Below are 18779 nucleotides of genomic sequence, written 5' to 3'. Positions count from 1 at the left end.
ATGGGATTAGGCCGTGTAACGCAAATTATGGGTCCAGTAATTGATGTTCGTTTTGAGCACAATGAAGTTCCAGAAATTAACAATGCTTTAACAGTCGACGTTGAAAGAGATGAAGGTACTGTCACGCTTACATTAGAAGTTGCATTACAACTTGGCGATAATGTAGTACGTACGATTGCAATGGATTCAACAGATGGTGTTAAACGTGGTACAGAAGTTCGAAATAGTGGCGAAAGTATCAGCGTACCAGTTGGAGATATTACGCTAGGTCGAGTATTCAATGTACTTGGCGATACGATTGATTTAGATGAAAAAATAGAAGATTCAGTTCGACGTGATCCAATTCATAGAGAAGCACCTGCTTTCGATGAATTATCTACAAAAGTTGAAATTTTAGAAACAGGTATTAAAGTAATCGACTTATTAGCACCATACATCAAAGGTGGTAAAATCGGTTTATTCGGTGGCGCCGGTGTTGGTAAAACTGTATTAATCCAAGAATTAATTAATAACATTGCTCAAGAACATGGCGGTATTTCAGTATTTGCCGGTGTTGGTGAACGTACACGTGAAGGTAATGACTTATACTTCGAAATGAGCGAGAGTGGTGTTATTAAGAAAACTGCAATGGTATTCGGTCAAATGAATGAGCCACCTGGTGCACGTATGCGTGTAGCATTATCCGGTTTAACTATGGCAGAATATTTCCGTGACGAACAAGGACAAGATGTATTACTATTCGTTGATAACATTTTCAGATTTACACAAGCTGGTTCAGAAGTATCAGCATTGTTAGGTCGTATGCCTTCAGCTGTTGGGTACCAACCAACATTAGGTACAGAAATGGGACAATTACAAGAACGTATTACATCAACAAATAAAGGTTCGGTTACTTCAATCCAAGCGGTATTCGTACCTGCCGATGACTATACTGACCCTGCGCCAGCAGCAGTATTTGCTCACTTAGATGCAACTACAAACTTAGAACGTAAATTAACTGAAATGGGTATTTATCCAGCGGTTGATCCGTTAGCATCTACTTCAAGAGCGCTTGACCCAACAATTGTTGGTCAAGATCATTATGAAATAGCACGTAACGTACAATCTACATTACAAAAATATAGAGAGTTACAAGATATCATTGCTATTTTAGGTATGGATGAATTATCGGAAGAAGATAAACAAACTGTAGAACGTGCACGTCGTATTCAGTTCTTCTTATCACAAAACTTCCACGTAGCAGAACAATTCACTGGTCAAAAAGGTTCTTACGTTCCAGTTCAAAAAACTGTAGAAGGTTTCAAAGCAATTTTAGATGGTGATTACGACCATATTCCAGAAGATGCATTCCGTCTTGTTGGTAGTATGGAAGAAGTAATTGCTAAAGCTAAAGACATGGGTGTTGAAGTTTAAAAATTAGGAGGTATGGATAATGAACACATTAAGCCTAAATATTGTCACTCCTAATGGTTCTGTTAACAACCGAGAAGATGTTAATCTTGCAGTGTTTCAAACAACTGCAGGTGAGATCGGTGTCATGTATGGACATATTCCAACAGTTGCAGCACTTGAAATTGGCTATGTCAAAATTAACTTTGATAATGGTTCAGAATATATTGCAGTGAGTGAAGGTTTTGTTGAGGTTAGACAAGATAAATTATCGGTTATTGTACAAACTGCAGAACCTGCTAACGAAATAGATGTAGCTAGAGCAGAATTAGCTAAATCTAGAGCAGAATCTCATATAAATAATGAAGAAGATAACAGTGATGTTAATAGGGCTAAGCGTGCGTTAGAACGCGCTAATAACCGTATTCGGGTCGCTAACTTACAATAAATATTATTTGAAAATGAAGTTCCTAATAAAAGGGGCTTCATTTTTTTGATTATAAAAAAGTTTGGAATTTTTACATTTTGTAATTTTATTGAAAGGGTGTCCTATAAATAAATCGCTTTAATTACTATACTAAAAAATTTATTACAATATATGCATAAAATATTTTTAACTTTATCTTTATATTTAATATGAATATCTTTTATGGTATTAGGGAATAGCAAAATATAACATTTAGTTGTATTAGGGGATTGATCGTTGTTCTTAAGTATCTTTTAGAGCCAATTTCGTGTAAAATAGTTGAATAGTATAAAGTGAGGAGCATGGCTTATGGAGTATTTAGGACAATTCTCAGTTGTACATCTTATCTTACATGTGCTTTGTATTTGTGTTGCTTATTGGGCTCTTAACTCAATAAGATTAGAACAATTTTTTAAAAAAGGATATCCAGTTCAAGTTCAAATATGTATGATATTTTTAGCAATATTGTTAGGAACAGCGGTAAGTAATTTTATTGTAGATTTACTACAATTTTCAACTCAAATAAAATATTTAGCACAATAATTCAAATACCTGTATATTTGTTTGAATTATAGATATAATAATTTAAGAGTACATAAAAAAGATGAATTTTAATGAAATATAAAAGTAGTTAAGTGGAGGATTTAAGATGGATATGATAGAGATTAATGGTGGAAATAGATTAACTGGTGAAGTGAAAGTATCAGGTGCAAAAAATGCTGTATTACCAGTATTAACTGCTTCACTATTAGCATCAAAAGGTGTTAGTAAACTTATGAATGTACCAGCACTAAGTGATGTAGAGACGATTAATAATGTGATTTCAACATTAAATGCAGAAGTTTCATACAATAAAGAAGAAGAGTCTGTTACTGTTGATGCTACAAAAGAATTAAATGAAGAAGCACCATATGAGTATGTGAGTAAAATGAGAGCAAGTATACTTGTGATGGGTCCATTATTAGCTCGTCTAGGTCATGCAAAAGTTGCATTGCCAGGTGGTTGTGCAATTGGTTCAAGACCTATCGAACAACATATCAAAGGTTTTGAAGAGTTGGGTGCCGATATCCATATGGATGGTGGTTTTATTTATGCCAGCACTGCAAACGGATTGAAAGGTACAACAATTCACTTAGATTTTCCAAGTGTAGGTGCGACTCAGAATATCATTATGGCTGCATCATTAGCTGAAGGTAAAACAGTATTAGAAAACGTAGCACGTGAACCAGAAATTGTTGATTTAGCAAACTATATCAATGAAATGGGCGGTAATGTAATAGGCGCAGGTACAGATACGATAACTATTCATGGCGTAGAAGCATTACATGGCGTGAAACATTCGATTATACCAGATAGAATTGAAGCAGGAACATTACTTATCGCAGGTGCAATTACACGTGGTGATATAATTGTAAACGGAGCTATCAAAGAACACATGACAAGTTTGGTTTATAAATTAGAGGAAATGGGTGTAAACTTAGATTATCAAGGTGACACGATACGTGTTACAGCAGATGGCCCATTAAATCCTGTAGATATTAAAACGCTGCCTCATCCAGGTTTTCCAACAGATATGCAATCACAAATGATGGCACTGTTACTTACAGCAGACGGTCATAAAGTAGTGACTGAAACAGTTTTTGAAAATAGATTTATGCATGTAGGAGAATTCAAACGCATGAATGCTAAGATAACGGTTGAAGGTAGAAGCGCAAAAATTGAAGGCAAAAGTGAACTTCAAGGTGCTCAAGTAAAAGCAACAGATTTACGTGCAGCAGCAGCACTTATTTTAGCAGGACTTGTAGCTGACGGAACAACTCAAGTTACTGAGTTAATACATTTAGATAGAGGCTATGTAGATTTACATGGTAAATTAAAATCTTTAGGTGCCGATATCAAACGTACACAAAATTAATACTTCAATGTATTAATATAGAATTCGCAACGAATGAAGATTTGGAGGAAGCAAACTATGGAGACAATTTTCGATTATAATCAAATTAAAGACATTATTCCACACAGACAGCCATTTTTATTAATTGATCGTGTGGTTGAATATGAAGAGGGCAAGCGTTGTGTTGCCATTAAACAAGTTTCTGGAAATGAGCCGTTTTTCCAAGGGCATTTTCCTGAATTTGCAGTTATGCCAGGCGTATTAATTACAGAAGCTTTAGCACAAACAGGTGCGGTAGCTATTTTAAATAGTGATGCAAATAAAGGCAAACTTGCATTATTTGCGGGTATCGATAAATGTCGTTTTAAGAAACAAGTCACACCAGGTGACACTTTACAGTTAGAAGTTGAAATAACGAAGATGCGTGGACCAATTGGAAAAGGGACTGCGAAAGCAACTGTTGATGGTCAACTTGCATGCAGTTGTGAATTAACATTTGCAATACAAGATAACGCATAAATAAAAATCGCCTTAAGGATTTGTGAATTTCACTAAATTCTTAAGGCGATTTTTTGTTCATTATTTACTTTTCGAATCTTTCATCTTTAAGTCTAGGTTTAGATTGCATCATTCGATTAAATGATTTTTTCAATTCTTCACCAGTTAAGCCTTCATCAATTAACTGTTCTAGTAAGCTTTCTGCATAAACTTGTCTCAAAGTATAGATGTGACACTCAAAAACTACAGAAATAGTGCCATCTAATTGGCTGATGTTTTTAATCGTTGCGTCAAATAACGCAGGGTCATTAGCCGGACGTGTAATGACAACACGAATATCCAAGAGATCTTCATCGTCCATATACTGTTTCATAGTTTCATAATGGAAGTCTGAAATGACGATTTCAAGCAACCAGCCAGTACCACTATTTTCTTTATTTATAATGACTCCATCTTCTAATTCATATTCAGTAACTCCGCCATTTTCTGATACGATTTGAAATCGAACGGCTTTAAATGTTTTCATCGTCCTCACATCCAATTGATTAATTTAAAATCTACTATATTTACATTTATATAGTCATTATAACGTAATTTTAAAAGAGAAAGGTGAAATTAGTAGAAATTAGTAGTAATTTACTTTTTGGTTTATGAAAAAATGACTTTTGACTCAATTTACAAATTTAATTATGATTTAAATACAAAGGAGGTGACCTATGATTAATAACATCGTCATTGTAGGACGATTAACAAAAGATCCCAAAATTTATGAAAAGGAGGGGAAGAAGTTAGCTACCTTTTGTGTAGCTGTTAATAGAAATTATAAAGATAAAGAGCAAAATACGATCTGTGATTATTTATACTGTAAAGCATTTGGTAAAATTGCTGACAATATTGAAAAGTATATCAATCAAGGATCACTTGTAGGTATTACAGGACAAATGCAATCACGTAAATTTGAAAAAGAAGGACAGACGCATTTTGTATCAGAACTTTATATCGAAACGATTAAATTTATGTCTCCACGAACTAAAAATGAAACTAACGAACTTTTTGAGTCATTCCCATTAGAGCAAGATTATGAATCATTCAACGAAATTAATATTCAAGAAAATGATATATACGAAATTGTATAAGACTCCCACTTAAAAATTATCCCACATTAAACTATTCCAATTAATATACATTAAATCCTACTATCAATTATACTTCTTTCAGGCTATTCCTCTTAATAACGCCCATTCTAGAGGAATAGCTTTACATATTATATCCATACATGTATACGGCTAAAAAATTAATGAATGTAAAACTACTGTAAATTTCGATTCTCAAAACATCTTGAAAACGCGGTTTATAGCATTTATATAATACAGAATAATCAGATTAATTTCATTTATATTACAGCGATATAGAGTTGATAATGGTGCAAAAGGTTATCATGGTAGTGTTTATATGCTTAAATATACAGAAAAATGAGTATCATCGATGTAATTAGGTTGTAAAAAAAAGACTGTTTTTTTTATTTCACTGTAACCTACAAAGATTTTTTGAATGGTATAGTTGTACTTGCAAATTAATCATAAAATAATTTAATCACCTTATAGGAGGACTTTTTAACAATGAAAAAAACAGTAATCGCATCAACTTTAGCACTAGGATTAGGCGTAACAGGAGCAGCAAATTCAGCTGACGCTTCAGAACAAGGCGTAGACAAAGCAGAATTAGCTCAATTAGCTCAATCAAACTCAGAACAATTAAATGAAGCACCTGTACAAGAAGGCGCTTATGACATAAATTTCAATTATAATGGTACAGACTATAGCTTTGAATCAGATGGTACAAACTTTAGCTGGAGCTTTGGTGGAGGATCAGCAGAAGCACCAGCACAACAAGAAGCACCAGCAGAACAAGCAGCTGAGCCAGCACAACAATCAGCACCAGCAGAACAAGCTGCAGAACCAGCTCAACAAGAAGCACCAAAAACTGAAACAACTCAACAACCACAACAAGAATCTACTTCAAAAGAATCAAGTGAAGCTTCAAGTGGTTCATCAGTAAATGTTAATTCTCATTTACAAGCAATCGCTCAACGTGAATCAGGCGGCGACCTTAAAGCTGTTAATCCATCATCAGGTGCAGCAGGTAAATATCAATTCTTACAAAGCACTTGGGATTCAGTAGTTCCAGAAGCTTACCAAGGTGTATCTCCAACAGAAGCACCTGAATCAGTACAAGATGCTGCAGCAGTTAAACTTTACAATGAAGTTGGCGCTTCACAATGGGTTACTGCATAATTTAGTCAGTAATTAAATATAAATACTATAGACACATGCCAACAAAGTCACCGACTTTGTTGGTATTTTTTTGTCCACGATTTCCACTCATACAACCACAGTTTGTGGTTACTGTGTAATCTCTATAATATTTACAACATAAACGCTTTATTTGAAGTACGTTCTTTTGCAATGGCACACTACATTTGTTATGTTTAATTAAATAATAATATATGAAAATCTACTAGGGGAGCCTTTATGGCTGAGATGATTAAGTTCAGACCCTTACGACCTGATTTGGTTAATGCCAACGTAGGAAAGTAGTTTAATTTATAATTGAATTGCTTAGCCTTTCTATTAATTAACTACATTCTTACTTGGAATGTAGTTTTTTATATTTAGGAGGACTTAACGTGTTATTTTCAGAAGAATTAAAAGTAGATGCTAAACCAATTATTGATGACATATATAATGATCCGTTTATACAAGGTATGTTACAAGGACATTTATCAAAGCATGCGACTAAATTTTATTTAAGAGCGGATGCATCTTATTTGAAAGAGTTTGCTAATATTTACGCATTACTTATTCCTAAAATGGAGCAAATGGAAGATGTGAAATTTTTAGTTGAACAGATACAATTTATTGTTGATGGAGAAGTAAAGGCACACGAAATATTGGCTGAATTTGTAAATGAACCGTACAATGAAATAGTACAAGAAAAAGTTTGGCCACCAAGTGGTGATCATTATATTAAGCATATGTATTTTAATGCTTTTGCTAAAGAAAATGCAGCATATACAATTGCTGCCATGGCGCCTTGTCCATACGTGTATCAAGTTATTGCACAACAAGCGTTACAAGACCGTACTTTGAATACCAATTCTATTTTGGCAAAATGGTTTGAATTTTACAGCACCGAAATGGATGAACTTGTGCACATTTTTGATAATTTAATGGATAAATTGACACAAAATTGTACGAAACAAGAGAAAGCAGATATAAAAGATTGTTTCTTACAAAGTACAGTTCATGAGCGTAAATTTTTTAATATGTCATTCACTGAAGAAGAATGGCCATATGGAGGGGTTAACAATGAATAAACCTAAAATTGCTTTAACTATTGCAGGTACAGATCCAACTGGCGGCGCAGGTGTCATGGCAGATTTAAAATCATTTCATGCTTGTGGCGTATATGGTATGGCTGCGATTACGAGTATCGTAGCGCAAAACACAAAAGGGGTACAACATATTCACAACTTAGAAACAAGTTGGTTGTCTGAACAATTAGAAAGTATCTTTGATGATGAGTTGCCTCATGCGTTGAAAACCGGCATGATTGCTTCAAAAGAAATGATGGAATTAATACGATATTATTTAAGGAAATATCCGGATATTCCTTATGTGATAGATCCTGTAATGTTAGCTAAAAGTGGTGACTCATTGATGGACGAAGATGCTAAAGCTGACTTACAAAACATTTTGTTACCTTATGCTACTGTTGCAACACCAAATTTGCCTGAAGCAGAAGAAATAACTGGTTTAGCGATACAAGATGAATCATCTATTTATAAAGCAGGTAACATTTTCATCAATGAGATTGGCAGTAAAGGCGTTGTAATCAAAGGTGGACATTCTGAGGATTTAGACTTCGCTAAAGATTATTTATTCACTAAAGAAAATGTATATACTTTTGAAGAACCTCGATTTGATACAAAACATACGCATGGTACAGGATGTACTTTTTCTGCAGTGATCGCTGCAGAATTAGCAAAAGGTAAAACAATATATGAAGCAGTCAAAAAAGCAAAACAGTTCATTTCTTTAAGCATTAAACACACGCCTGAAATTGGCCAAGGTAGAGGGCCGGTTAATCATTTTGCATATATGAAAGAGGTAGGATTAGATGATGAATAATTTAGAAGCACTCAGAAATAATAACCCTTTAGTTATTTGTTATACAAATGATGTTGTTAAAAATTTTACAGCAAATGGTTTATTAAGTTTAGGTGCGAGTCCTGCAATGAGTGAGGCACCAGAGGAAGCGTCGGATATGTTAACTCACGCAAATGCTTTACTTATCAATATTGGGACGCTGACTAAAGATAAAGAAGCAGACATTTTAAAAATTGCTATGACGGCGAATCAAATTGGAACACCAATCGTCTTTGACCCTGTTGCTGTAGGTGCATCACAATACCGCAAAGATTTTTGTAAGACATTTTTAAAAGAAGTGAAGGTAGCAGTTATCAAAGGTAATGCATCAGAAATTTTAGCGCTGATTGATAATGACACACAGATGAAAGGTACAGATAGCGTTATGAATCTGGATGCTGTGAATATTGCTGAAAAGGCCCGTAAACAATTTGAGACAGCCATTGTTATTACAGGTAAAGAAGATATTGTAGTACATGAAGATAATATTTTGAAACTTGCCAATGGCTCGCCTATGCTAGCAAAAGTGACAGGTGCAGGCTGTTTATTAGGTGCTGTGATAGCGAGCTTTTTAGAATCCAAGCAGCAACCACAATTAAATCAATTGGTAGAAGCAGTTTCTATATATAATATTGCTGCTGAACAAGCAGAAAAACTTTCGAATAACCGAGGACCAGGCGCATTTATGGTTGAATTAATGAATGCTTTATATCAAGTCACATATCGTGATTATTTGAATTTAAAACACAGTCAAGAGGTGCAATAATGTTTGATAAACGAACTCTAAAACTTTATTTTATTTGTGGCACACAAGATGTTCCAGAAGGCGAATCAATTATCGAGGTTGTAACTAAAGCTTTAGAAGCAGGTATAACCTTATTTCAGTTTAGAGAAAAAGGGGAGACCGCGTTAACTGGCGATGATAAAGTGAAGCTAGCAAAACAATTACTTTCGTTGTGTCATCAATACGGTGTAGCTTTTATAGTAAATGATGATGTGAGTTTAGCTAAAGATATTGATGCAGATGGAATTCATGTAGGTCAAAATGATTTAGAAGTAAATAAATTTGCACAAGAATTTAAAAATAAAATCATTGGACTGAGCGTTGGTAATGTAGAGGAGTTCCAAAATTCAGATTTGAAATATGTTGATTATATAGGCGTTGGACCAATGTTTGCTACAATATCAAAAGACGACGCGAGTTTGCCTGTTGGCCCAGAAATGATTACAAAATTAAGAAATTACGTTAATGATTTCCCAATTGTTGCGATTGGCGGTATTAATTTAGATAATGCACCATCGATAATTCATGCTGGGGCAGATGGTATATCAATTATTTCTGCTATTGCTAAAAGTAAAAATATAAGTGAATCAGTAAGACAATTTTTACAAACTGTTGAATAATGTATAAATATTTCTTTTTTTGTTTTCTACTTCCCTTTGAGTATGATAAAATAAATTCTATGTGAATAAATCATTAGAGGTGGAAAAATGAAGAAGAAAGCGCTACTCCCTTTATTATTAGGTGTAATGGTCTTTTTAGCAGGTTGTGACTATTCTAAACCTGAAAATAGAGATGGGTTTTTCTATAATACGTTCGTAAATCCAATGGACAGTCTGATACATTGGTTAGGAACTAGTTTTAATAACGACTATGGACTAGCAATTATTGTCATTGTATTAGCGATGCGTATCATATTATTACCATTCATGTTATCAAATTATAAAAACAGTCACATGATGCGTGAAAAAATGAAAGTTGCTAAACCGGATATTGATGCAATTCAAGAAAAGGTTAAGCGTTCACGTACGCAAGAAGAAAAAATGGCAGCGAACCAAGAAATGATGGAAGTTTACAAGAAATATGATATGAATCCGATGAAGAGCATGTTAGGTTGTTTACCAATCTTACTTCAAATGCCGATCATCATGGGTCTTTTCTTCGTATTGAAATATCCTTCAAGTGGTGGTTTCACTGAACACCCTGATTTCTTATGGTTTAATTTAGCTCAACCAGATATTTGGATTACGATTATTGCAGGTGTCTTATACTTCTTACAAGCTTATGTTTCAAGTAAGAGTATGCCAAACGAACAGCGTCAAATGGGTTATATGATGATGATTATTTCACCAATTATGATTGTGTGGATTTCATTAAGTTCTGCATCAGCATTAGGTCTATATTGGTCAGTCAGTGCCGCATTCTTGATTGTACAAACACAAGTAGCGAATATGCATTATTCTAAACTTGCTAAAAAAGAAGTTGCACCAATGATTGAAGCGATGGAGAAAAATAAAGCTGAAACAGCGAGCAAAGGCAAAAATACACAAGTCGTTTCTAAGAAAAATAAGAAAAAATAAATATTTTAAATTCTAAACAAATGTGTAATGAAAAGTCGTCGTAGTTATAAAATATGACGAACATAGACAAACTAGATGCTATAAAGGCATTTAGTTTGTTTTTTTATTGTATGTTTTCTTAACCCAATCTTCGTTCAGTATTTAAATCCTCTTTGAAATGAAAGAAATCTTTTTCGTTAATTGAATTATATATTTTTTATTTGTGTTTATCTTTATATAAAGTGAACCTATAAATTAGAACGACTGATTTATTTAATTATTATTTAAAATGGCAGTGATTTGGGTCGACTTCTGACTAGTTAATAAAGTACCAGCTGAAGACTACAAGATGAGGTGATGCCCGTGGAAAGCGTGCAAAAAATGCCGACAAAGTCGGAGACTTTGTCGACACTCTGAGTCGTCGTAATTATAAACTAGGCCGCTTTTTTGTATTATTTGAAATACCATTCATTAAAAAATTGAGTTACAAATAGTTCCATATATTCGTGCCTTTGTTGTGCAAGTTGTTTAGCGGTTGGTGTATGCATCAACGCTTTAAGTTTAAACAGTTTTTCATGAAAATGTTTAATAGCTGAAGCTGGGAAAGCATTGCTATCAATAGCTTCATTAGCTAAAGTACTGGTGTTTTCACCTTCTGCCCACATGGGTTCTCCAAAATGGCCAGCAAATTGGAAAGTACGAGCAATGCCAATTGCACCGATGGCATCGAGGCGATCAGCATCACGTACAATTTGCCCTTCTATTGATAATGCAATATCATTATTTTCTCCATTTTTATAACTCATATGTTCAATAATATGCAAAACAGCTTCTTGTTGTTGTACTGGTAGCAGAAGTTGAGTCAAAAATTGTTTTAATTTATGCTTTGCTTCGGCAGCATCGGTAAGTTTTGCGTCAACCGTATCATGGAATAAACTAGCAAGTTGAATGATTAATAAATCCCCAACTTGCTCTTGTTGAGCAATGAACTTTGCCATTTTGACGACACGCATTACATGAGCGATATCGTGACCAGTTGCATCGTCTTTATGAAATACTTCCATATATGTCTGCGCAGAATTGACTATATCTTGCGGATTCATCGAAACGCCTCTTTTCATAGAAATAAAGCTGTACAAGTTAGTGAGTTAATACCACAGCCTATTTTATAATAAAGAAGGTCCAAAGTAATATTAATGTTAATAGATTACTTTAGACCGAGTTTAATAATTATAAAATAGGTGATAAGAGTCTTGCAATACCTTCTTTAAATTTAACCCACAAACTTCTCTTTCCATATAGCTCTTTTGTTAATCGATAGGATACGGCTAAATCATTTTCAAAAGTGGCTTTAAGTTCTTTCGTTATGAACGTGTCATAAATAAAAGCATTAATTTCAAAGTTTAAAGTAAAACTACGGTGATCCATGTTTGTAGTACCCACACTTGCAACTTCATCATCGATAAGCAGCATTTTTGAATGTAAAAAGCCATTGTCATAATGGAAAATATTTACACCTGCATCTAAAAGTGATGCTACGTTATTATAAGTAGCCCAATATACAAACGGATGGTCAGGTTTATTAGGAATCATGATATTGACATCCACGCCCCCTAAAGCTGCAATTTTTACTGCGTCTAAGAATGATTGATCTGGGATAAAATAAGGAGATTGAATATGAATAGATTGTTTAGCAGAAGTAATCATTTTCAAGTAACCATATTTTATTTGTTCCCATTCTTCGTCGGGTCCGCTTGATGCGATTTGGATACCAATTGTACCTCCAGAATCTACATCAGGAAAATAACGTTCAGCATATTTCAAATTATCACGTGTAGATTGAACGTTCCAATCAAGCATAAAACGTAATTGAAGTGCATTGACAGCATCGCCAACGATTCGTAAATGTGTATCTCTCCAGTAACCAAATTTTTTCTTTAACCCTAAATATTCGTCACCAACGTTAAAACCGCCGATGTAACCAATATGTCCATCGATAATCACTAACTTTCGGTGATTACGATTGTTCACTCTTAAATTGATTAATGGCAATTTAGAAGGGAAAAAGGCTTCAACTTTGCCACCTTTTTTTCGAAATGACTTAAAATCTTTAAGTGATAGGCTACGTGAGCCCATGTCATCATAAAGCATTTTCACTTCTAATCCTTGTTCAAGCTTTTGCTCGAGCGCTGTTAAAATGCGTTTACCTAAGTCGTCATTTCTAAAGATATAGTATTGGATATGAATATAATCCTTTGCCTCGTTTATATCTTTAATAAGTGCATCAAACTTTTCTTTACCATCTGTAAAGATATCAATATCATTGTCTGTTGTTAAAAAGGCAGCATTATTGTATAACAACATTTGAACCATATCTTTAAACTTAACAATTTGATGATTACCTTTGGAAAATTCATCGTTTTTTAAGGCTTCTAATTGTTCATTAACAATCATTTCAATGCCGATTTTATCTTCTTCATCTAAGGTAAAGATACGGTTACGCTGAATTTGTCGCCCAAACAGTAGATAGATGATAAAGCCTAATATGGGGATGAAAACTAAGACTAACAGCCATGCCCACACGGCGCCAGCCGAACGTCGTTCCATAAAAATAATTGTGAAGCCAAAGACAAGGTTTAATATAAATGCGCCAAGAAAAATGATGTTAAGAATAACGTTTGTATTGTTAAACGTTAAAGAAAATATATCTATCATATTAAACCTCCAAAATGCATTTCAGTTATTTAAAATACTATAAAAGTCCTAATTATTGTAACATGATTATAAGGTTTTATCATTTGACTAATACCGCGTAGGGGTATATCATATAATTTAAATTACTAGGAGGCGTGTAATATATGGCTGAAATGCAAAAAGCGCATCACTCAGAACAAATTAAATCTAATTTAAAATCCAGATTAAATCGTATAGAAGGACAAGTTAGAGCGATTAATCGCATGATAGATGAAGATGTTTATTGTGATGATGTACTCACACAAATTAGAGCTACTCGATCTGCTTTAAATGGTGTTGCTACTAAATTACTAGACCATCATATGAAAAGTTGTATTATGGATAAAGTAGAAAAGGGACAACAAGAGGAAGCTATGGAAGAACTATTGGTTACGTTTCAAAAATTGATGAAAGATTAGGCAAGGTGAACGTAGTGGAAACAAAAGTCATTTATATTTCCGGTATAGAAAATGAAATACAACAAAAACATATGGAACAACGACTTATGCAATTACACGGTGTGCATCAAGTAAACATAGATATAGAAAGTAATAATGGCAAAATTTTCATTGATTTTGAAACCCCTGCAAGTTTAAATAATTTAGAAAAAGAAGTTTATGATTTAGGGTATGAAATTTTATATTAAAGTGAAACGTTAAAAACAGGACGTATTTTTACTTTTTAGTGACATTTGTTATTTTTAAAAACTTATTTTACAAAGAAAAACTATTTTTACGATGTAATTATACAATAAAATAGACTAAATATTTGATTATAATAAAAAATTTTGAATATAATGTAGTATTTTGTAATTAGATAGGGTAAGATATAGTAGAAGCAAGTAATTTAGGGGTGATGATATGAGTAAAGATAACGAAAAGATTCAAAATGTAGTTAAACTATTATCATCATTAGGGGTAAACATAAAGAAAACCAAATCAAGATTAGAAGTTATGCAGACTTTACCGACAACTGTGAAAGCCGCTAACGAATTGAAATAGTAAAGTAACCCAACTAAACGATTGGAGCAGTGTGCTCTAGTCGTTTTTTGTTATATAGAGGATTTATTTTATTAAATAATGGTATTGAAAAAGAACTGTTACAATCATTTCATTGATTGTAACAGTTCTTTTTGTTAGAAGTAGAAATTAAAACGACTTCGTACTTGATCTTGTTTTTTGAAGGTCAGGTGAATATTGCTTTGGTTGATGATAATAGATGGATAATAATACACCAATACCACACATTAAACTCCATAAGGAACTACCGCCGTAGCTTATAAATGGTAATGGAATACCAGTAATAGGTAATAATTGTATAGTCATACCGATATTTTGTAATACGTGGAATAGAATAAGTGCCGTGTAACCTATGATAAATAATTTACTAAATGGCGATTCTATTTTAGTTGCAAGTCTAACTAAGTGGAACATTAATCCTAAGAACACTAGAATTAAAACGACTGAGCCAATGAACCCAAACTCTTCTCCGATAACAGAGAAAATAAAATCAGTATGGTTTTCAGGTATATATACTTCACCTTGATTGAATCCTTTACCAAATAGTTGACCAGATCCAATAGCTTTAAGTGATTCTGTTAAATGATAGCCATCACCACTACTATAAGTATAAGGATCTAACCATGAACTAATACGACCGAGTTGGTAGGTTTTAATGCCTAAACTATTCTCTATAAGTGATGGCTTGAAAATAATAGATAAGATGATACTCGATGCTAAGACAAATGCTGCAATAAACAATGGTGCAATTATCTTCCATGTGATACCACTCACTATAATTACACCGACAATAATGGCACAAATAACGAGCGTTGTACCTAAGTCATTTTGCAATAAGATAAGCCCCATAGGAATAAGGGAAAGACCAAAAATTTTCATTAGTAATTTAAAATCTGTTTCCAATGATTTATTGAAAGTGAACTGGTTATGCTTTGAAATTAGTTTAGCTAGCGCCAATATCAGCACTATTTTCATGAATTCTGAAGGCTGTACGCTAATTGGGCCTAGTTTATACCAACTCTTTGCACCATTTATAATAGGTGTGAACGGTGTTTCTGGAATAATGATTAATACAAATAAAGCTGCACAAAGAAGAAAGTACAGTAAATATGTATATTTCATTAGTTTCTTAGGTGAAACTAACATGATTAAAAATGCTATGAATCCACCCAAGACATAATAAAGGACTTGTCTAATGCCAAAGTTGGCGCTATATTGGCCGCCACCCATAGCTGAATTGATTATCGTTACACTAATAATTGCTAACAATACAAGGAAGCCTACTAAAGTCCAGTCGACTCGCCGTATCCAATGGTTATTTTTTAATTGACGTGAAGTACTCATTTCTTACTCCTTTGAAAAGCTTAGTTTTCTGTAAATTTGTAATATATATAGATTTTACCGAACTTTAATACATATTGCTAGAAGTAGGTGCCAAATTGAAAAATTATAATAAGATAACCATATATTGATGAGTTAAAGTTATTACTTTTAATCCATTATAAAGTGCCATATACTAAATTGAAAAATAAAAAATTTTTATACTACTTAACAAATGCAAAAAAATATTAAATCGTGATATGATGTAGTTTAAGAATTGTATATGGAGGCTAAAGTATGGCTAAAGAAAATGTATGTATCGTATACGGAGGAAAAAGTGCGGAACACGATGTTTCAATATTAACAGCACAAAATGTCTTGAACGCAATCGATAAAAATCAATATCAAATAGACATCATTTACATAACAAATGAAGGTGACTGGAAAAAGAAAGAAAATATCGTAGACACTATAAATGACATAGACACTTTACGTTTAACAGATGTTGCTGCAGGTGAAATCTCTCAACTACTTAGTATTGGTAGTACAGGGAACGCCTATAGTGCAGTTTTCCCAGTATTACATGGACCGAATGGTGAAGATGGTACAATTCAAGGTTTATTTGAAGTATTAGATATACCATATGTAGGAAACGGTGTTTTAGCTGCCTCAAGCTCGATGGATAAACTTGTTATGAAGCAATTATTCGCGCATAGAGGATTACCTCAACTACCTTATGTGAGCTTTTTAAGAAGTGAATATCATAAATATGAAAGTAACATTTTGAAACTTGTACATGACAAGTTAGAATATCCAGTATTTGTAAAACCAGCAAACTTAGGTTCTAGTGTTGGTATTAGTAAATGTAATGATGAAGAAGAATTGAAAATAGGTATTGAAGAAGCTTTCCAATTTGACCGTAAATTAGTAATTGAACAAGGTATTAATGCAAGAGAAATAGAAGTAGCTGTGCTTGGCAATGACTATCCTGAAACCACAACGCCAGGTGAAGTGATTAAAGATGTAGCATTCTATGATTACAAAGCTAAGTATAAAGATGGAAAAATAAAGTTAGATATTCCTGCCGATTTAGATGAAGCAGTACAAACTACGTTAAGAAATATGGCTGTCGAAGCATTCAAAGCGACAGATTGCTCTGGCTTGCTACGAGCGGATTTCTTTGTAACAGAAGACAATCAAATTTTTATTAATGAAACAAATGCGATGCCAGGCTTTACTGCTTATAGTATGTACCCAAGACTTTGGGAAAATATGGGCGTAACATATGCAGAATTAATTGAACAATTAATTGAATTAGCGAAAGAAAAGTATGAAGATAAGAAACAAAATAAATACAAAATTGACTGAGGCGAATAAATAATGATTGAAGTAACTTTAGAACAAATCAAAGAATGGATTCCATGTGACATTGATAATGAATATTTAGATCATACGATTAAAGGTGTTTCTATTGATTCACGTGTAATTAACAATCAAAATTTATTCATCCCGTTTAAAGGTGAAAATGTAGATGGACATAAATACGTCGCACAAGCATTGAAAGATGGCGCAGGTGCAGTATTTTATCAAAGAGGTGTAACTTTAGATGAAAACATAGATGGTCCAGTTATATGGGTTGATGATACACTCAAAGCATTACAACAATTATCTAAAGCTTATTTAGAATTTGTTGGGCCCCAAGTCATTGCAGTAACCGGATCAAATGGTAAGACGACTACCAAAGACATGATTGAAAGTGTTTTAAAACCACAATTTAAAGTTAAAAAAACACAAGGCAATTATAATAACGAAATCGGACTACCATTAACGATATTAGAATTAGATCAAGATACCGAGGTTTCAATTCTAGAAATGGGAATGTCAGGATTCAATGAAATTGAGTTATTGTCAAAATTGGCTGAACCTAGTATAGCGGTAATTACTAATATTGGTGAATCACATATGCAAGATTTAGGTTCTAGAGAGGGCATTGCCGAAGCTAAAGCTGAAATTACCATAGGGTTAAGATCAAATGGCGTATTTATTTATGATGGTGATGAACCATTATTAGAACCTCACGTTACGAAAATAGAAGATGCAGAATTAGTAAGTATTGGTAAAGACAAAGACAACACACTCGTTTGTCAGATAGAAGATATTGAAAACTCAGGTATCGCATTTAATATTAACGGAGCAGAAAGATTCGAATTACCTATTTTAGGTGAACATAATATGAAGAATGCGACAATTGCTATCGCTGTTGGTAAAAGATTAGGCTTAAGCTATGACACAATATTTAATAACCTACGTAAAGTAGAACTTACAGGTATGAGAATGGAACAACATCTTACTAATGACAAAAAACTAGTGATTAATGATGCATATAACGCGAGCCCTACTAGTATGAAAGCAGCGATTGATACACTTTCAATTATGAAAGGTAGAAAAATTATTGTACTTGGAGATGTTTTAGAGTTAGGGCCAGATAGCAAGATTATGCATGAAAATGTAGGTCGATACTTAGAAGGTAAAAATATCGATGCATTATTTACTTTTGGTCAAGCTTCAAAATATATTAGTTACACCGGCAAAGCTTATGTAACACAAGCAGAACATTATGATGACAAGTCAGCTTTGATAACAACTTTACAAGATTATGTTCAATCTGATGATAAAATTTTAGTCAAAGGTTCTAGAGGAATGAAATTAGAAGAGGTTGTAGAAGCTTTAATTTAAACATTATTAAAATAGCAACTTGGTTATAATTTATGTGTAGTCTCATAATAGGTGAATCACGTAACTGGCTGTTAGATTTCTATGTAGAAATCTAACAGCCAGTTTTTTATTATTCAAAACGGGAAAACTTATATAAGACAGCAAGTATTTATGAATTTGGCACACTTAAACGTAAC

The 18779-nt window shown here is 33.4% G+C and carries 21 protein-coding genes and 1 riboswitch; of the genes, 17 read left to right on the top strand and 4 right to left on the bottom strand.

Going from position 1 to position 18779, the window contains the following annotated elements; genetic code table 11:
- The 5 genes from atpD to fabZ all read left to right on the top strand — a co-directional run bounded on the left by atpD (position 1) and on the right by fabZ (position 4268).
- On the top strand, positions 1-1413 hold the full coding sequence (gene atpD, locus M4L39_RS10845) for a F0F1 ATP synthase subunit beta (protein WP_277582042.1): 1413 nt from the start codon (positions 1-3) through the stop codon (positions 1411-1413).
- Positions 1414-1432: 19 nt separating this feature from the next.
- Positions 1433-1837, top strand: a complete 405-nt coding sequence (locus M4L39_RS10840; RefSeq protein WP_277582041.1) for a F0F1 ATP synthase subunit epsilon — start codon at positions 1433-1435, stop codon at positions 1835-1837.
- Between the two features lie 327 nt (positions 1838-2164).
- Entirely contained in the window at positions 2165-2398 is a 234-nt protein-coding gene (locus M4L39_RS10835; RefSeq protein ID WP_057512614.1) for a DUF1146 family protein, read from the top strand.
- A 106-nt stretch (positions 2399-2504) separates the two neighbouring features.
- Complete coding sequence (gene murA, locus M4L39_RS10830) at positions 2505-3770, top strand: UDP-N-acetylglucosamine 1-carboxyvinyltransferase (protein ID WP_277582040.1); 1266 nt, start codon at positions 2505-2507, stop codon at positions 3768-3770.
- A 57-nt stretch (positions 3771-3827) separates the two neighbouring features.
- A complete protein-coding gene (gene fabZ, locus M4L39_RS10825) occupies positions 3828-4268 on the top strand; it encodes a 3-hydroxyacyl-ACP dehydratase FabZ (protein ID WP_277582039.1) in 441 nt (146 codons plus the stop codon).
- A gap of 64 nt (positions 4269-4332) precedes the next feature.
- Here the strand turns inward: fabZ and M4L39_RS10820 are convergent, their stop codons facing one another.
- Positions 4333-4773, bottom strand: a complete 441-nt coding sequence (locus M4L39_RS10820) for a YwpF-like family protein (RefSeq protein WP_277582038.1) — start codon at positions 4771-4773, stop codon at positions 4333-4335.
- A gap of 190 nt (positions 4774-4963) precedes the next feature.
- On the opposite strand from M4L39_RS10820, the gene M4L39_RS10815 reads away from it, so the two are divergent.
- The 7 genes from M4L39_RS10815 to yidC all read left to right on the top strand — a co-directional run bounded on the left by M4L39_RS10815 (position 4964) and on the right by yidC (position 10816).
- On the top strand, positions 4964-5383 hold the full coding sequence (locus tag M4L39_RS10815; protein WP_277582037.1) for a single-stranded DNA-binding protein: 420 nt from the start codon (positions 4964-4966) through the stop codon (positions 5381-5383).
- Between the two features lie 483 nt (positions 5384-5866).
- Positions 5867-6541 carry a transglycosylase family protein gene (locus M4L39_RS10810; RefSeq protein ID WP_277582036.1) on the top strand — a complete coding sequence of 225 codons (675 nt, stop codon included), beginning with the start codon at positions 5867-5869 and terminating at the stop codon, positions 6539-6541.
- 215 nt (positions 6542-6756) lie between these two features.
- A riboswitch (TPP riboswitch) is annotated at positions 6757-6856 on the top strand.
- A 77-nt stretch (positions 6857-6933) separates the two neighbouring features.
- The gene (gene tenA, locus M4L39_RS10805) at positions 6934-7623 is read left to right on the top strand and encodes a thiaminase II (RefSeq protein WP_277582035.1); all 690 of its coding nucleotides are present in this window, start codon (positions 6934-6936) and stop codon (positions 7621-7623) included.
- Positions 7616-8437, top strand: coding sequence for a bifunctional hydroxymethylpyrimidine kinase/phosphomethylpyrimidine kinase (thiD, locus tag M4L39_RS10800; protein WP_277582034.1), 822 nt, complete (start codon positions 7616-7618; stop codon positions 8435-8437). Before tenA ends, thiD begins: the two co-directional genes overlap by 8 nt.
- Positions 8430-9221: a hydroxyethylthiazole kinase gene (gene thiM / locus M4L39_RS10795; RefSeq protein WP_277582109.1), complete on the top strand. Its 792-nt coding sequence runs from the start codon at positions 8430-8432 to the stop codon at positions 9219-9221. The genes thiD and thiM overlap by 8 nt, the downstream gene beginning before the upstream one ends.
- Entirely contained in the window at positions 9221-9859 is a 639-nt protein-coding gene (gene thiE / locus M4L39_RS10790; protein ID WP_277582033.1) for a thiamine phosphate synthase, read from the top strand. The genes thiM and thiE overlap by 1 nt, the downstream gene beginning before the upstream one ends.
- A gap of 87 nt (positions 9860-9946) precedes the next feature.
- The gene (yidC, locus tag M4L39_RS10785) at positions 9947-10816 is read left to right on the top strand and encodes a membrane protein insertase YidC (protein WP_002507093.1); all 870 of its coding nucleotides are present in this window, start codon (positions 9947-9949) and stop codon (positions 10814-10816) included.
- 431 nt (positions 10817-11247) lie between these two features.
- Here yidC and M4L39_RS10780 read toward each other — a convergent pair whose 3' ends face one another.
- Both M4L39_RS10780 and cls read right to left on the bottom strand, forming a co-directional pair.
- Positions 11248-11898, bottom strand: a complete 651-nt coding sequence (locus M4L39_RS10780) for an HD domain-containing protein (RefSeq protein WP_277582032.1) — start codon at positions 11896-11898, stop codon at positions 11248-11250.
- A gap of 127 nt (positions 11899-12025) precedes the next feature.
- Positions 12026-13510 carry a cardiolipin synthase gene (gene cls, locus M4L39_RS10775; RefSeq protein WP_277582031.1) on the bottom strand — a complete coding sequence of 495 codons (1485 nt, stop codon included), beginning with the start codon at positions 13508-13510 and terminating at the stop codon, positions 12026-12028.
- A gap of 143 nt (positions 13511-13653) precedes the next feature.
- On the opposite strand from cls, the gene csoR reads away from it, so the two are divergent.
- From csoR to M4L39_RS10760, 3 genes are all read left to right on the top strand, one after another.
- The gene (gene csoR / locus M4L39_RS10770; protein ID WP_277582030.1) at positions 13654-13947 is read left to right on the top strand and encodes a copper-sensing transcriptional repressor CsoR; all 294 of its coding nucleotides are present in this window, start codon (positions 13654-13656) and stop codon (positions 13945-13947) included.
- Positions 13948-13961: 14 nt separating this feature from the next.
- Positions 13962-14174, top strand: a complete 213-nt coding sequence (gene csoZ / locus M4L39_RS10765; RefSeq protein WP_277582029.1) for a putative copper chaperone CsoZ — start codon at positions 13962-13964, stop codon at positions 14172-14174.
- Between the two features lie 214 nt (positions 14175-14388).
- Complete coding sequence (locus tag M4L39_RS10760) at positions 14389-14529, top strand: Lmo0850 family protein (RefSeq protein WP_002507098.1); 141 nt, start codon at positions 14389-14391, stop codon at positions 14527-14529.
- 147 nt (positions 14530-14676) lie between these two features.
- On the opposite strand, the gene M4L39_RS10755 is transcribed toward M4L39_RS10760, so the two are convergent.
- On the bottom strand, positions 14677-15891 hold the full coding sequence (locus tag M4L39_RS10755) for an FtsW/RodA/SpoVE family cell cycle protein (protein WP_277582028.1): 1215 nt from the start codon (positions 15889-15891) through the stop codon (positions 14677-14679).
- Between the two features lie 273 nt (positions 15892-16164).
- On the opposite strand from M4L39_RS10755, the gene M4L39_RS10750 reads away from it, so the two are divergent.
- Both M4L39_RS10750 and M4L39_RS10745 read left to right on the top strand, forming a co-directional pair.
- Entirely contained in the window at positions 16165-17235 is a 1071-nt protein-coding gene (locus tag M4L39_RS10750) for a D-alanine--D-alanine ligase (RefSeq protein WP_277582027.1), read from the top strand.
- A 12-nt stretch (positions 17236-17247) separates the two neighbouring features.
- Positions 17248-18603: a UDP-N-acetylmuramoyl-tripeptide--D-alanyl-D-alanine ligase gene (locus M4L39_RS10745; protein ID WP_277582026.1), complete on the top strand. Its 1356-nt coding sequence runs from the start codon at positions 17248-17250 to the stop codon at positions 18601-18603.
- Positions 18604-18779 lie beyond the last annotated feature (176 nt).

Origin of the sequence: Staphylococcus equorum (assembly GCF_029531845.1) — a bacterium.
Classification (GTDB): domain Bacteria; phylum Bacillota; class Bacilli; order Staphylococcales; family Staphylococcaceae; genus Staphylococcus; species Staphylococcus equorum_C.
This window is presented reverse-complemented; position numbering and strand designations above follow the sequence as displayed.

Bases quoted from the DNA above. Each gene is read 5' to 3' on its own strand.
- thiE (WP_277582033.1), top strand. From the start codon at position 9,221: ATGTTTGATAAACGAACTCTAAAACTTTATTTTATTTGTGGCACACAA.
- M4L39_RS10840 (WP_277582041.1), top strand. From the start codon at position 1,433: ATGAACACATTAAGCCTAAATATTGTCACTCCTAATGGTTCTGTTAAC.
- csoR (WP_277582030.1), top strand. From the start codon at position 13,654: ATGGCTGAAATGCAAAAAGCGCATCACTCAGAACAAATTAAATCTAAT.
- M4L39_RS10755 (WP_277582028.1), bottom strand. From the start codon at position 15,891: ATGAGTACTTCACGTCAATTAAAAAATAACCATTGGATACGGCGAGTC.
- M4L39_RS10745 (WP_277582026.1), top strand. From the start codon at position 17,248: ATGATTGAAGTAACTTTAGAACAAATCAAAGAATGGATTCCATGTGAC.
- M4L39_RS10835 (WP_057512614.1), top strand. From the start codon at position 2,165: ATGGAGTATTTAGGACAATTCTCAGTTGTACATCTTATCTTACATGTG.
- M4L39_RS10760 (WP_002507098.1), top strand. From the start codon at position 14,389: ATGAGTAAAGATAACGAAAAGATTCAAAATGTAGTTAAACTATTATCA.
- cls (WP_277582031.1), bottom strand. From the start codon at position 13,510: ATGATAGATATATTTTCTTTAACGTTTAACAATACAAACGTTATTCTT.
- M4L39_RS10820 (WP_277582038.1), bottom strand. From the start codon at position 4,773: ATGAAAACATTTAAAGCCGTTCGATTTCAAATCGTATCAGAAAATGGC.
- fabZ (WP_277582039.1), top strand. From the start codon at position 3,828: ATGGAGACAATTTTCGATTATAATCAAATTAAAGACATTATTCCACAC.
- thiM (WP_277582109.1), top strand. From the start codon at position 8,430: ATGAATAATTTAGAAGCACTCAGAAATAATAACCCTTTAGTTATTTGT.
- thiD (WP_277582034.1), top strand. From the start codon at position 7,616: ATGAATAAACCTAAAATTGCTTTAACTATTGCAGGTACAGATCCAACT.
- M4L39_RS10780 (WP_277582032.1), bottom strand. From the start codon at position 11,898: ATGAATCCGCAAGATATAGTCAATTCTGCGCAGACATATATGGAAGTA.
- atpD (WP_277582042.1), top strand. From the start codon at position 1: ATGGGATTAGGCCGTGTAACGCAAATTATGGGTCCAGTAATTGATGTT.
- M4L39_RS10750 (WP_277582027.1), top strand. From the start codon at position 16,165: ATGGCTAAAGAAAATGTATGTATCGTATACGGAGGAAAAAGTGCGGAA.
- yidC (WP_002507093.1), top strand. From the start codon at position 9,947: ATGAAGAAGAAAGCGCTACTCCCTTTATTATTAGGTGTAATGGTCTTT.
- M4L39_RS10815 (WP_277582037.1), top strand. From the start codon at position 4,964: ATGATTAATAACATCGTCATTGTAGGACGATTAACAAAAGATCCCAAA.
- M4L39_RS10810 (WP_277582036.1), top strand. From the start codon at position 5,867: ATGAAAAAAACAGTAATCGCATCAACTTTAGCACTAGGATTAGGCGTA.
- murA (WP_277582040.1), top strand. From the start codon at position 2,505: ATGGATATGATAGAGATTAATGGTGGAAATAGATTAACTGGTGAAGTG.